The sequence below is a fragment of the Methylobacterium sp. Ger2507 genome, from assembly GCF_055231875.1.
The window spans coordinates 5,041,788-5,054,044 of sequence record NZ_JBUYVC010000001.1 but is presented as its reverse complement, the minus strand read 5'-3'; the positions used below and the strand labels follow the sequence as shown (position 1 = coordinate 5,054,044).

14 protein-coding genes are annotated in these 12,257 nt (G+C 71.8%); 4 read left to right on the top strand and 10 right to left on the bottom strand.

The window, feature by feature from the left end:
• Positions 1-29: 29 nt before the first annotated feature.
• Genes ACV7NL_RS23340 through ACV7NL_RS23320 form a run of 5 tightly spaced genes read right to left on the bottom strand, consistent with a single transcriptional unit; the run spans position 30 to position 4,247 of the window.
• On the bottom strand, positions 30-1,187 hold the full coding sequence (locus tag ACV7NL_RS23340; protein ID WP_463357012.1) for an FAD-dependent monooxygenase: 1,158 nt from the start codon (positions 1,185-1,187) through the stop codon (positions 30-32).
• Between the two features lie 29 nt (positions 1,188-1,216).
• Complete coding sequence (locus tag ACV7NL_RS23335) at positions 1,217-1,828, bottom strand: cytochrome b (protein ID WP_463357011.1); 612 nt, start codon at positions 1,826-1,828, stop codon at positions 1,217-1,219.
• The gene (locus ACV7NL_RS23330; RefSeq protein WP_463357010.1) at positions 1,825-2,937 is read right to left on the bottom strand and encodes a catalase family peroxidase; all 1,113 of its coding nucleotides are present in this window, start codon (positions 2,935-2,937) and stop codon (positions 1,825-1,827) included. The genes ACV7NL_RS23335 and ACV7NL_RS23330 overlap by 4 nt, the downstream gene beginning before the upstream one ends.
• 9 nt (positions 2,938-2,946) lie before the next feature.
• The gene (locus ACV7NL_RS23325; RefSeq protein ID WP_463357009.1) at positions 2,947-3,720 is read right to left on the bottom strand and encodes an anti-sigma factor family protein; all 774 of its coding nucleotides are present in this window, start codon (positions 3,718-3,720) and stop codon (positions 2,947-2,949) included.
• Positions 3,717-4,247 (bottom strand): sigma-70 family RNA polymerase sigma factor, encoded by a 531-nt coding sequence (locus ACV7NL_RS23320; protein ID WP_056188831.1) that lies wholly within the window; start codon positions 4,245-4,247, stop codon positions 3,717-3,719. Before ACV7NL_RS23320 ends, ACV7NL_RS23325 begins: the two co-directional genes overlap by 4 nt.
• A gap of 275 nt (positions 4,248-4,522) precedes the next feature.
• Here ACV7NL_RS23320 and ACV7NL_RS23315 point away from each other — a divergent pair, with 275 nt between their 5' ends.
• A complete protein-coding gene (locus ACV7NL_RS23315) occupies positions 4,523-4,792 on the top strand; it encodes a hypothetical protein (protein ID WP_463357008.1) in 270 nt (89 codons plus the stop codon).
• 65 nt (positions 4,793-4,857) lie between these two features.
• Positions 4,858-5,988, top strand: coding sequence for an FAD-binding domain-containing protein (locus ACV7NL_RS23310; protein WP_463357007.1), 1,131 nt, complete (start codon positions 4,858-4,860; stop codon positions 5,986-5,988).
• Between the two features lie 60 nt (positions 5,989-6,048).
• Here the strand turns inward: ACV7NL_RS23310 and ACV7NL_RS23305 are convergent, their stop codons facing one another.
• From ACV7NL_RS23305 to ACV7NL_RS23290, 4 genes are all read right to left on the bottom strand, one after another.
• Positions 6,049-6,945 carry a 3'-5' exonuclease gene (locus ACV7NL_RS23305; protein WP_056486345.1) on the bottom strand — a complete coding sequence of 299 codons (897 nt, stop codon included), beginning with the start codon at positions 6,943-6,945 and terminating at the stop codon, positions 6,049-6,051.
• A 184-nt stretch (positions 6,946-7,129) separates the two neighbouring features.
• A complete protein-coding gene (locus tag ACV7NL_RS23300; protein ID WP_056188817.1) occupies positions 7,130-7,396 on the bottom strand; it encodes a hypothetical protein in 267 nt (88 codons plus the stop codon).
• A gap of 200 nt (positions 7,397-7,596) precedes the next feature.
• Entirely contained in the window at positions 7,597-7,905 is a 309-nt protein-coding gene (locus tag ACV7NL_RS23295) for a cupin domain-containing protein (RefSeq protein ID WP_056188814.1), read from the bottom strand.
• 76 nt (positions 7,906-7,981) lie between these two features.
• Positions 7,982-8,212 carry a DUF1674 domain-containing protein gene (locus ACV7NL_RS23290; protein WP_056188810.1) on the bottom strand — a complete coding sequence of 77 codons (231 nt, stop codon included), beginning with the start codon at positions 8,210-8,212 and terminating at the stop codon, positions 7,982-7,984.
• 84 nt (positions 8,213-8,296) lie between these two features.
• Between ACV7NL_RS23290 and ACV7NL_RS23285 the strand changes: the two genes are divergently transcribed.
• Positions 8,297-9,667, top strand: coding sequence for an RsmB/NOP family class I SAM-dependent RNA methyltransferase (locus tag ACV7NL_RS23285; protein WP_056486347.1), 1,371 nt, complete (start codon positions 8,297-8,299; stop codon positions 9,665-9,667).
• Between the two features lie 2 nt (positions 9,668-9,669).
• The gene (locus tag ACV7NL_RS23280) at positions 9,670-10,842 is read left to right on the top strand and encodes a hypothetical protein (RefSeq protein ID WP_056486350.1); all 1,173 of its coding nucleotides are present in this window, start codon (positions 9,670-9,672) and stop codon (positions 10,840-10,842) included.
• A gap of 165 nt (positions 10,843-11,007) precedes the next feature.
• Here ACV7NL_RS23280 and ACV7NL_RS23275 read toward each other — a convergent pair whose 3' ends face one another.
• Entirely contained in the window at positions 11,008-12,228 is a 1,221-nt protein-coding gene (locus tag ACV7NL_RS23275; RefSeq protein ID WP_056486695.1) for a molybdopterin molybdotransferase MoeA, read from the bottom strand.
• Positions 12,229-12,257: the final 29 nt, after the last annotated feature.

Genomic DNA, 12,257 nt, shown 5'->3' with positions numbered 1-12,257 from the left:
TCCGAACCGCCGGCACTCGCGCGCGGTCTTCAGGCCGGGACCGGGATGCGCAGGGGTTCGTAGGTGGCCCGGTAGCTGCGCGGCCCGATGACCGAGAGCAGCAGGTTCCGGGCCCATCCGGGCAGCTGGGCGGTGCGTGACAGCCGGTCGGTCATGGCCTGGACATGGGCCACGCGGGGCCGGCGCAGGGCCTCGTAGGCCGCGCCCACCGTGCTCCAATCCGTCCGCTCGGCCAGCAGCGCGGCGAGCACCAGTGCATCCTCGAGACCGAGGGCGGCGCCCTGGGCCCAGACCGGCGCGGTCGCGTGCGCGGCGTCGCCCACCAGCACCACGCGGTCCCGGGTCCAATGCGGAATCCGAACCTCCTCCAAAGGCGAGTGATAGAGCGCGCCCGGCCGGGCCAGGACTGCCTCGAGGGTGTCGCGCACGAGGCGTGGGAACGACGCGAAGCGAGCACGGGAGGCGGCCAGGTCCGGCCCCGGATTCGTGCTCGGCGCTTGGCCGGACGCGGAAGCGCCCGAGATCGAGATCCAGCCGTAGACCTCATTCCGATCGACCGGGATCATCAGGAACAACCCGCCCGATCCGGCCCACAGCGTCCAGGCGTCGAGGCCCGGGTTCGGCGCCATGAAGCGCCAGCTCGCCGGTGCCAGCATCGCCGCGCCGAGCGCCGCATCGCCGAACACGTCGCGGCGAACCCGGGAATGCACGCCGTCGGCGCCCACCAGGAGCCCTCCGGTCTCGACCTTCCCGTCCCGGCCCTCGACCGTGACGCCCCGCGGCTCCGGCCGCACTGCGCCGATGTCGAATCCCAGCCGGAGATCGGCCGGGGGAAGGTCGCGCGCCAGCAGGCGCAGAAGGTCGGCGCGGCGCAGGCAATGCGGACGCATCTCGTCTCCCCAGAACGCCACCTCGTCGACGGCGAAGAGGAGGCGTCCGCTCTCGGTGCGGTACTCGCGTCGCCGCACCGGCGAACCCACCGTGCGCAGGGCATCGCCCAGGCCGAGCTGCGCGAGGGCCTGGACCGCGTTCCCCGGCAGGTTGATGGCGAGGCCCGCATCGGCCGGCTCGTCGCGCCGTTCCAGGGTCAGCGTCGGAATGCCGTGCCTGTGCAGCGCCCGCCGGGTGGCCAGACCCGCGATGCCGCCCCCGGCGATGAGCACCCGACTCGTTGCGGTGTGGTCCATCCGGCCTCGCCTCGTATCCTGTGTCGTGCTCATTGCGGTCGTGCTGATCGGGGGTCGTGCTGATCGGGGGTCGTGCTGCTCAGGCGTCGTGCTGATCGCGACCGGGATGGCGTCAGGCGCAGGGCCATGCTGGCGAAGACACCGTCCCGGCGGATCAGCCCGTGCATCAAAGCCGCCCCGAGATGGGCCAGGATGAGGCCGAACAGGGCGTAGGCCAGGACCGTATGCAGCGGCCGGAGCCAGGCATAGAGGCCGGGATCGCGCGGCAGAATCGGCGGAAGCACCAGCGCGCCGGCGAGTCCGATCGGATACCCGGCCGCCGACAGCATCGCCCAGCCGATCAGCGGCAGCCCGAGCATCAGCCCATAGAGCAGGATGTGGGAGGCATGCGCCGCCTGCCGCTGCCAGCCCGGAAGGTCGGCCGGCAGGTCCGGCGGCGGATGGCGCCAGCGATTGGCGAGGCGCAGCACCGCCAGGACCAGGATGCCGATCCCGAGGGGGCGGTGCAAAGCCACGAGGGCCTGATAATGCGCCAGCGAGGTCACCATCGCGACGCCGATGAACAGCATCGCGAGGATCAGGCCCGCCATGGTCCAGTGCAGCAGCCGTGCCGGCCGGTTGAAGCGTGCGGGGTGGCTCACAATCCGGCTCCTGACGCGGGGGTGTCGTGGACGGCGCTGGGCGACTTCGGCTCGCCGGCGCGGCGCGTGAAGGATTGGGAATAAGCCGCCGAGCGGGCGCTGAGCAGCGGATCGTCCGAGCCCGCGATGCCGGCGGGCAGCACCAGGGGGTCGAAATTGACGTCGCGGCAATTGCCGTCGGCCTCCGCCTCCGTCGCGGTGACGACGACGCTCCCGAGATCGACGGTCGCGCGGTCGGAGGGCCAGGCGACCGTCGCGTCCGCCATGGGATCGCCCGTTTCGCCGAGCGTGGCGATGAGGTGCCAGCGCACGGGCGTCCGACGGACCGCGGACGCGAAGGCGTCGAACAGGAAATTCTTGTCCGCACGTGCGCTCTGGGCCGCGCTTTCGGCCGTGGCGGCCTGATCCGGCACGAACGCCCAGCGCACGGGCGTCTCCGTGCCGTCCCGGGCGACGAACCGGAAGGCGTTGAGGCTGCGGAAGGTGTCGTCGGCGAACCCGGCGGTGATCGTCCGCGCCTTGATCAGGGCGGCCGCCTTCGCGCTCTCGGGATGCCCCGCGAAGAACGCCTTCAGCGCGTCGGGGTTCGGCTTGCCCGTGCCCGGGTCCGGTTTGGCGGCGAGGAGCTGTTCGTAGAACGCCTCCGGGGTGCGGACCGGGAAGACCGGGATGTCGTTGTTACCGGTGCGCCATTCCTCGCCGTTGGGCAGGTGGAATCGCAGCGCGAGGCTGCGCACCGTGGTGGCTGCATCCGCCGCATAAGGCTGGCCGCCCGCCAGCGCGATGCGCCCGGTGACCGGCGTGACCTGCCCGGCGCCGAACAGCGACGCCTTCGACAGGCGCGCCCCCCGGCCGCTGCTCTCGAAGCGGCCGGCGAGGCAGAGCCCCTTGGCATGGTTGCGCCGGAATCCCGGATGCGGGCCGTTGACCCGCTCGAAGCGGTCGACGATCCGCGCCTGGTCCAGCGCGCCCGGCGAGAGCCAGCCGCCGACGGCGGCGAAGGCCCCGGCGGTGCCGGCGAGGAGGCCCCCGATGGCGCCGAGCCGGAGGAGGACGGCGCGTGGGGTCAAGCCCGGATCGGCGCCCGTGAGGTCGTTCAGGATGGACATGGCGGACCTTCAGATGGCCTTCGCGGTGGCGCGCCGGATCGCATCGGCGAGGGGGTGCAGGATTGCGGGATCGGCGGCTCCGACGAGGCTGTAGCCGAGCCCGTCGTGGGCCCAGGCGTAGCCGTTCGCGGCTGCCGTCGCGTAGGGCCGCATCGGCGCGTCGCCGGGCACCGACATGGGCCGCATCAGCATCACGAAGCGCGCGCCGTGGCCGTCATCGTACATCAGGAGCCCGGCCGGCCCCTGCGGCGTGGCAACGAGGCGCCCGCCCATGAGGCGGTAGCCGGCGCCGCTCAGGTCCGGCACGCCGACCGGCCGCTTGAGCCGGGCCGAGAACCAGCCCGCGATCTCGTCCCGGTTGGTGGCTGCCAGCTCGACCGGACGGGTGTGGTCGGGGGCATAGACCGCGTAGTTCATGCTCGCCGACTGAGCCAGGGCCTCGATGCCGGTCGGCACCGGCGAGACCGCCTCGCGCAGGCCCCAGCCTCCGGCCCCTCCGACCAGGAGCAGAAGCCCGGCCGCCATCGCGTGCCACGCCGGACGAGATGGATGGCGGCGCGCCTCGACGATCCGCGCCAGGTTCAGCCGGGCCGGCACCGGCTCGGCCGCGACAGGCGCGAAGGCGGCGCGCATCTCGGCGCGCAGGGCGACCAGACGCTCGACCCGTGCCCGCGCCTCGGGATGGTCATCGAGAAAGGCCTCGACCTCGCGCTGCCGGGCCGCCTCGAGCCGCTCGTCCACGAGGCCCTGGAGATCGTCTTCGCCGATCGGACGCATGGTCATTTCACCCTCCGCAGGAGCGGGCGCTTAGCCGGAACGGTCGCGTCGGCGCCGTCCATCAGTTGGATCATCCGGTCCCGCGCCCGGGACAGGCGGGACATCACGGTCCCGGTCGGGATGGCGAGGATGTCGGCGGTCTCGGCGTAGGACAGGCCCTCGACCGTCACCAGCAGGAGGACGCTGCGCTGCTCTTCCGGCAGGGCGTCGAGCGCGCTCATCAGGTCCCGGTGGCGCAGGCCGCTCTCCTGCGTCGGCGCCACCGCGAGGTTGGCCTCCGCGGTGTCCTCGATCGGCAGGTGGGCGCCGCGGCGGGCGCGTCGGCGCATCTGCGTCACCGCGAGATTGTGGACGATCGCGAAGAGCCAGGTCCGGGCGTCGCCATCGGCCCGGCGCTGGTGCCAGCGGCCGACGGCGTGCTCCAGGCAATCCTGCACGAGATCGTCGGCATCGGCCGGGTTGCGCAGCAGAGCCCGCGCGTAGCGGCGCAGGGCCGGAATCAGCGGCTCGATGAGGCGCATCATGTCCGTCATGTCCGGTCTCCTGGCATGGGCGGGGCTCCGCTTCGTTTCGGGCCGGACGCGCTTCGGAACCGGCTACGGGGGCATGGACGCGGCCGAGTCCCGATTATTCCACGCGCGCATCGAAATCTTTCTCGCATGCCTCGCGTCTTGCCCCTCGATGGTCTGATCTCGGATACGAAGTCCGAATTCTTTAGTGGCCGGTGGAATAAGCAACCGAACACATCGTCTGTCCGGCATCCCTGCTTGACGCTGTTGGATCAGGCAGGATCCACAGGAGGCCCGACATGACGATGTTCAAGACCGTTTCCGCCGTCGTTCTCGCATCTGCCGCCAGCATCGCGGCCCTGACCGGCGCCTCTCAGGCTCGGACCGTCCCGCACCCGACCGAGAGCCCGGCGATCACCGGCTCGATCCTGACGCCGCCGCGTTCGGCGGACTGGCTCGGCGGCCCGGACAGCGACAGCGGCAATGCCCGCAACCCCGCCCTGCCGGGCTACGCTCAGGCCCGCGGCCAGGAAACCGGCGGCCCCGCCCGTGAGCTGATCCCGAATTAGAACGCCCCGGTCCGGGGGCGATTGGGTCGCATCGGCCACGGACCGGGCGGCCCTAGCTCAGGGCCATGTCCCACATTGGCCCCCTCACCCGCGCCGCCGGCCTTGCCCGCCTCTCCGAATTTCTCGGGGGCGCGGGCGTGGCCTATGCGGCCGACCGCAACACCGACCGGGGGCCGGGGGCTGCGCCGACCACGTCGGCACTGTCGCCCTACCTGCGTCGGCGTCTCATCACCGAGGCGGAGGTCGTGGCGGCGGCCGACGCTGCGTTCGGCGACGGGGGCGCAGAGAAGTTCGTGTCCGAGGTGTTCTGGCGGACCTATTTCAAAGGCCACCTCGAAACCCATCCCTCCGCCTGGACCGACTATCGCGCACTGGTCGCGGACGGACATGCGCGGATGGCCGCCGACCCTGGTCTGCGGCGAACCTACGAGGCGGCGATCGACGGACGGACCGGCATCGACGGCTTCGACGACTGGGCTGGCGAACTCGTGGCGACGAACTGGCTGCACAACCATGCCCGGATGTGGTTCGCCTCGATCTGGATCTTCACCCTGCAGCTGCCCTGGGCGCTCGGGGCGGATTTCTTCCTGCGTCATCTGCTCGACGGCGATCCGGCCAGCAACACGCTGTCCTGGCGCTGGGTGGCGGGCCTGCACACCCGAGGGAAGCCTTATGTCGCCCGCGCGGAGAACATCCGCCGCTACACGGACGGGCGCTTCGATCCGGTCGGGCTCGACGAATACCCGGATGCGCTCGACGAGCCGATGCCGCCGCGCGAGGTTCCGCTGCCGCCGGCCGACACGGCGCCGGAGGGCGAGGTCGCCCTGTTGCTGCACCTCGACGATCTCCACCCGGAGAGCCTGCCGCTGGGGACCGCGCGAGTCGTGCGCATCGGCGGCCTGATCGTTCATGCCGATGCCGCCGCCGATCGGGTGAAGGCGGCGGACGACGCCGCGATGGCGGACGCCCTGTCCCGGGCGGAGGCCCATTTCGGGTGCGCGGCCGGTCCGGCCGGGGCCGATTGGGCCGGCGACCTCCCGGTGGTCACGGCCTGGGCGCCGGTCGGACCCTCGGCGGCGGCCCTGCCGGATGGCTGCCGCCGCGTCCGGCGCCCGTGGGACGAAGCCGCCTGGGCACGGTCGACGCGGGGCTATTCCCGCGTGCGGTCCGTCATTCCCGCCCTGCTGGGACGCTGAGTTCTCGCGCGCAGGCCGCGGAGGGGACGTGTCGGCAGTAGGGCACGTCCGACGCCGCCCTCAGGCTTCCGGATTGGTCCGGACCGAGAACCGGTCCCGCGCCGTGATGCGGTCCGCTACGAGGTCGTGGACCTCGCGCTGGTAGATCTCCCGGCACAGGAAGGCGCGCTCGACATCGAGGCGGTCCTCCGCGATGTCGATGTACCAGCAACGGCGTCGGCCGCTCCAGCGATAACTGCGGCCTTTCAGAACGTCCTTCTGGGCGATCGGCGAGCCGGCGGCCCAAACCCGCACCGTCGGCTTGCGGGCGGTCTCCAGCAGGCACGACAGGGCCAGGCGTTTAGAGGTCTTCAGCGGGGCGGCCAACAGGGCAAGCAGCGCCCGGCAATCGTCGATGGCGCGATGCCCTTTGTGGAAGACGCCGTAATCCATCAGCAGGTAGCCGAGCTTCAGGCCCTCGTGTCCCTCGTCGCGCCAGGGCACCTGATGGCAGGAACAGGCCCAGTTCTTCTCCGCGAAGACCGGCCAGCGGGTCTCGCACATCTGCCGGTCGAAGCTGGCGTTGTGGGCGATCACCACGGCGGCGTCGGCCACCATGGCGTGCACCGCCGCATCGTCGATGGCCTGCCCGGCCACGTCGGCGTCGCTGATGCCGGTGAGGCGCGTGATCTCGGGCGGGATCGGGCGCCCCGGGTCCTGGAGCTGGTTCAGGGTCTCGAGCACCCGGTAGACCCGCCCGCTGGCACCATACGCGAACTTGATCATGCCGAGTTCGATCACGGCATCGCGGCTGTGATCCACTCCCGTCGTCTCGGTGTCGACGATCAGGCCGATGAAAATCGGCTCGTCCGGCGGCTCGGCGCTGTCCACGAACGGCCTGATCTGGCGCAGCACCCGGTATGCCCCCGTGGTCTCGAGGGCATCCGCGATCGCATCGAAGGCGTGTGTCGGTTCCACGGCGTCCAGGCTCGGATGGTCTCCGGCCGCTCAGGCCGATGGGGCCGAGCGGGTTCGGCGGAAACCTAGGTGCAGAGCCGATCCGTTCGATAGCGGTTACGCCGCGAAATCCCCAGCAAAGTGCGAGGGCGGATGACGATGATCGGTGGTCCGTCCAGCAGGGTCGATGTCTTCGCAGGGTGGATCAGCGCTCAGGCTTGTCGAGGCCCAGGTATCCGTGCGCCTCCGCCGGCGTCATCGTCCGGATCGCCGCATCCGAAAACCCCAAGCTGCGAAGCGCGGTCCTCTGGCGATTGGTGATCATCAGCGAAATGGCGGGCGATGCGACGGCAGGTTCGGCGCGGAACTCCGGATCGTTGTCCTGTGCCCGGCGGCGGCGTTCCCCGAACACCGCGTCCGCTGTCTCGCGGTCCAGGAATCGGAACAGATCGTCATCCGATTCACCCGCCATCCGGTCCGCCCTCCCAGTCAATCGTCCTGTACCCATACCGGAGGTCGCAGCAAACCGGACGTCGATTCAAGCACGCGGGAGGACCGAGAGGACATGACGCGACGCCCACTCGACCGTCCGGCGGCCGGCGCAGGTCCGGGCTCCGTTTTAGAGAACCCGACCCCGCGCGGCCACGGCGACCGCGCGGGACCTTCAGGCCCTCAGCGGGCCGGCGGCGACGTGGCCTCGACGGCCGTGAAGGCTTCGAGGATGCGGTAGGTGTGCTCGGCACCTTCCGGCACCAGCCAGGAATCGCCGGGCTCCAGCAGGACCTTCTCGCCGTCCACGATCAGCTCGGCGCGGCCGGCGATGACGTAGCCGACGGTCTCGTAGGGGCGCTTCGCCATCGGCTTGTCGGCGCTCGGCGCCTCGTCGCGCCACATGCGCATCGCCACGGTCTGTCCCCGGGCCAGGGCGACCTCGCCGTGCGGGCCTTCGCCTGCGTTGTTGCTCGAAACCTTGGTGGCCATCGGGTTGTCCTTCGGTGCTGACGCGGTGGCCGGAACAACGGAGGGGGATGCCGGACGTTCCGGCGGCAACGCGTCCTCAGAAATCGACCGCGATGCCCTTGATCTCCCAATCGTCGTAGCGCACCGGCTCCAGCCCGCCGCGGCCCTGGCGCTCGCGCTGGGCCGCGATCTCGGCGGCGTGGGCATCGATGGCGTCCCGGCGTTCAGCCGCCTCGGCCAGCGCCCGAGCCGCCTCCGGCGTCAGGCGCCTGTTCGCCTCCGGCTGGGGCTCATCCGCGCGGTTTTCCGTCGGTTCCGGGCTCGTCATGGCTTGCATCTCGGTGTGGTGGGTGGAAGGGCATCGCAGACAGGTCCGCCGCGAGCGGGCTCAAGAATTCAGGAAGTGGCATTCATGGCGACAGGTCGCAATACGGATGCGCCGACGGCGCCGATCGACCGCACCGTCGCGGGCCTCGCCGCCCGTCAGGTCGCTCACAGCGCGGTGGCCGACCTCATCGGCAAGACCCGTGGCTTCGCCCTCGAGGACGCCCTCGCGCAGGCCGGCCGGAACGCCGGTCTCGACGCCGCCGATGCCGGGCTGGCTCGCGCCATCGCCACCGCCACCTTCCGGCGCCTCGGCTTCCTGCGCCGGGTCCTGGCCGAGCGCATGGCCCAGGGTCTGCCCGAGGATCAGCCGCGCCTCGTGGCGCTCCTGGCCACCGGGGCCGTGCAGATCCTCGATCTCAACGTGCCGGATCACGCCGCCGTCGATCTCGGCGTACGCCTCGCCAAGGCCGATCCGCAGCTCCAGCACCTCACCGGACTCGTCAACGCGATCCTGCGCCGGATCGTGCGCGAGCGCGAGGCGATCGTCGCCAATCCGGGCGACCCGCTCTCCGACAACACGCCGGACTGGCTCGCCCGGCGCTGGCGCGCGGCCTATGGCGACGAGACCGCGCGGGCCATCGCGGCCGCCCATCTCCAGGGCGCCGCCCTCGACATCACCGTACGGGGATCGGCCGCCGAATGGGCCGAACGCCTCGGCGGCGTCGCCCTGCCGACCGGCAGCGTGCGCCTGCACGAGGTCCGCTCCGCCGTCGCCGACCTGCCGGGCTATGCCGAGGGGCAATGGTGGGTGCAGGACGCCGCTGCCGCCCTGCCGGCGCGGCTCCTCGCGGTCACGCCCGGAGAGCGGGTCGCCGATCTCTGCGCGGCGCCCGGGGGCAAGACTGCGCAGCTCGCCGCCGCCGGTGCCTCGGTGCTGGCGGTCGACCGGTCGAGCCCGCGCCTGGAGCGTCTGTCGCAGAACTTCGCCCGGCTCGGCCTGGAAGCGGAGATCCGGGTCGGCGATGCCCTCTCGATGCCCGAAGAGGGCGCTTTCGACGCCGTCCTCCTCGATGCGCCATGCTCGGCCACCGGCACTCTCCGGCGCCATCCCGATGTGGCCTGGACCAAGACCGAGAGTGACATCAGCCGCCTCATCGGCCTGCAGAAGCGCCTGTTCGACAAGGCCGCCGCCCTCGTGCGGCCCGGCGGCCGCCTCGTCTACTGCACCTGCTCTCTGGAGCGGGAGGAGGGGGAGTACCAGGTCGCGACCTTCCTCACCCGCAACCCGGACTTCGAGCGCGTGCCGGTGCAGGCCTCGGAACTCGGCGGTTTGTCGGAGCCGATCGACGCCGCCGGCGACCTGCGCACGCTGCCGGCGCATCTGACCGGTGAGGCCCCGGAACTGCGCGGCGGCCTCGACGGGTTCTTCGCCAGTCGTCTGCGCCGGAAGGGTTGAGGATGCGTCCCGGCCGGATCGGAGGCGCCATCCGGGCGGCTGTCCGGTCGGGCGTCCTGTCGTGCGCCCTGGCGGGCGTTCTGCTGTCCTCCGTCACGGCGGCCCGGGCGCAGGTCGATCCGCGCATCCTGCCGCTCCACCCGGCCTATGCGCGCAATCCCACCTGCGCGCCGGTCGCGGCCACGATCCCGTTCGACGTCCATGAGGGCACCCGCGACGTCGCGCTGTCGCCCTCGCCGCGCGAGATGCCGCTGAACCAGGGCGAGAGCGCGATCTGCTTCGCCTACGCCACGGCCGACATGATCTCGCACCGGCTCGGGCGTCAGATCTCGCCCCTCGACGTGGCGACCAAGACCTACTTCGCCGATCCGGAACGCCTGACCGCGATCCCGGCCCTGCGCGCCCATCTGAAGGCCCATCCGAACTGGCGGGCCGACATCGCCTGGAGCCGCAACGCCGCCGAGATGTCCAACATCGGCAACCCCAAGCTGCTGCCGTACTTCGACAAGATCGAGGGTGGCGAGGAGGACACCGCCGCCCTGCTCTACAACATCGGCGGCCTGTGCGAGGATCGGGACCTGCCGTCCAACGACGGCTATCGCTACGCCGACCGGACCCTGCGGGCGCTGCGCTACCGCAGCCGCCTCGCGCCCCGGCCCCTGTGCTTCCGCAGCCTTGCCGGAACCGTGCCCCATCTGCGCGATCCCCGCACCGACACCTTCAACGCCGGCTGGATCGCCCACGTGGAGGCGCGCTGCCGCCGGGTCCCCTTGCCGGTGCCGCTGCTGCCGGTCTCCTATCGGGTCGCCGCCAATCAGGCGGAGTTCGCCGCCCTGCGCGAGGCCGGCCGGCCGCCGGGCCGCCGGGCGGTCGCCCGCATCCTGGCGATGATCGATTACGCCCTCGACCACGGCCGGGTGCCGACCATCGGCTACAGCTGGTACCTCCTGGAGGACCGCGACCCGAAGGACCCGGACCTGCACGCCGATCACGCCAGCCCCGTCATCGGCCGCCGCAAGGTCGGCGGCAGCTGCCAGTATCGGGTCCAGGACAACACCGGCGAATACTGCGCCCGGATGCGCGAGGGCATGCGCGAGGCCTGTGACAACGGTCGGGTCTGGGTCGATGAGGAGGCCCTGCGGCGCACGCTCTACAGCGTGACCTATCTTCGCTGACGGCGTCGCGTTTCGGCGCGGGAACCCAGATGCGGGTCCGGAGTGGACGAGGCCTGCGTCGGAGGGATGCGAGTCCCGGCTGGAGTTTGGCTGGGATCGGGGGAAACCGGTTATTCCGACAAGCCAAAGGAACCTGACGGACTCCAGTGCCTTGGAGCCGGGCGGTCAGAGCAGGCGCCGGTCCAGGCGCAGGATGCGGCAGGGCGCACCGGCCTTCGCCGCGGGGGCGTGCGGCGCGCGGATCAGCAGCGCTTCGGCCGATCCGAGGATGCGCAGCATCGACGAATCCTGGCGGTTCTCCGGATACACCACCGGCAACCGGTCGGGCGCCGTCTCGATGCGGGCGCGCAGGTAATCCTGGCGCAGGTCGTTCTCCGCGAGGTCGCAGCCGAGGATGGCCGGCTCCGAGGCATCAGCGGCCGCGTGCGGGTTGCCCAGGAGTGCCCGGATCGCCGGAACCACGAACAGCAGGCCGCACACCACCGACGCGACCGGGTTGCCGGGCAGACCGAGCACGGCCATGCGGCCGAGCCGGCCATGCATCAACGGTTTGCCGGGGCGCAGGGCCACGCGCCAGAAGCCAAGGTCGAGGCCCCGGGCGTGAAGGGCCGATTGCACGAGGTCGTGGTCGCCGACCGATGCGCCCCCGAGGGTGATGAGCAGGTCCGCCTCCGCCGCGACGGCACGGCCGATGGCATCGTCGAGGGCCGCCAGTGTATCCCCGGCGATCCCGAGGTCGATCGCCTCGGCGCCGGATTCCCGGACCAGGGCCGCGACGGCGAGGCCGTTGGAGGCGACGATCTGGTCCCAGCGCGCCGGTTCGCCCGGCGCCACGAGTTCGTCCCCCGTGGCCAGGATCGCCACGCGCGGGCGTCGCCGCACGGGCAGGACGGCGTGCCCCCCGGCGGCCGCGAGGGCGATGCGGCGGGGATCGAGGACGTCGCCGGCCTTGAGCAGGGGGTCGCCGGCCCGGAAATCGAGTCCGCTCGGGCGGATGAAGCGTCCGGCCGGCACGGATTCCCGTGCCGTCACGGTTTCGGGGGCTGCTTCGGCGTTCTCCTGGATCAGGATCGCGTCGGCGCCCTCCGGGACGGGCGCGCCGGTGAAGATGCGTACGGCCTCGCCGGCCCCCACGGCGCCGGCGAAACCGTGGCCCGCCGAGCTGGTGCCGACGAGCCGAAGGGCGACGGGCGCCGCGTCGAGGTCGGCGCTGCGCACCGCGTAGCCGTCCATCGCCGAGGCCGGGAAGGGCGGCTGCGTGCGTAAGGCGGCCAGATCGGCGCCGAGGGTCCGGCCGGCGGCCTGCCCGATGGCGATCGTCTCCGCCACGACGGGGCCGGGGATGCCGGCGAGAACCCGCGACAGGGCCTCGGCGACCGAGATCATGCCGGACCCCTTCCGACCTGAACCTTTGC

What these genes read in the sequence shown, in the direction of transcription:
- ACV7NL_RS23340 (WP_463357012.1), bottom strand. Translation starts at nt 1,187, where the DNA reads ATGGACCACACCGCAACGAGTCGGGTGCTCATCGCCGGGGGCGGCATC.
- ACV7NL_RS23330 (WP_463357010.1), bottom strand. Translation starts at nt 2,937, where the DNA reads ATGTCCATCCTGAACGACCTCACGGGCGCCGATCCGGGCTTGACCCCA.
- ACV7NL_RS23325 (WP_463357009.1), bottom strand. Translation starts at nt 3,720, where the DNA reads ATGACCATGCGTCCGATCGGCGAAGACGATCTCCAGGGCCTCGTGGAC.
- ACV7NL_RS23320 (WP_056188831.1), bottom strand. Translation starts at nt 4,247, where the DNA reads ATGACGGACATGATGCGCCTCATCGAGCCGCTGATTCCGGCCCTGCGC.
- ACV7NL_RS23315 (WP_463357008.1), top strand. Translation starts at nt 4,523, where the DNA reads ATGACGATGTTCAAGACCGTTTCCGCCGTCGTTCTCGCATCTGCCGCC.
- ACV7NL_RS23310 (WP_463357007.1), top strand. Translation starts at nt 4,858, where the DNA reads ATGTCCCACATTGGCCCCCTCACCCGCGCCGCCGGCCTTGCCCGCCTC.
- ACV7NL_RS23300 (WP_056188817.1), bottom strand. Translation starts at nt 7,396, where the DNA reads ATGGCGGGTGAATCGGATGACGATCTGTTCCGATTCCTGGACCGCGAG.
- ACV7NL_RS23295 (WP_056188814.1), bottom strand. Translation starts at nt 7,905, where the DNA reads ATGGCCACCAAGGTTTCGAGCAACAACGCAGGCGAAGGCCCGCACGGC.
- ACV7NL_RS23290 (WP_056188810.1), bottom strand. Translation starts at nt 8,212, where the DNA reads ATGACGAGCCCGGAACCGACGGAAAACCGCGCGGATGAGCCCCAGCCG.
- ACV7NL_RS23285 (WP_056486347.1), top strand. Translation starts at nt 8,297, where the DNA reads ATGGCGACAGGTCGCAATACGGATGCGCCGACGGCGCCGATCGACCGC.
- ACV7NL_RS23280 (WP_056486350.1), top strand. Translation starts at nt 9,670, where the DNA reads ATGCGTCCCGGCCGGATCGGAGGCGCCATCCGGGCGGCTGTCCGGTCG.
- ACV7NL_RS23275 (WP_056486695.1), bottom strand. Translation starts at nt 12,228, where the DNA reads ATGATCTCGGTCGCCGAGGCCCTGTCGCGGGTTCTCGCCGGCATCCCC.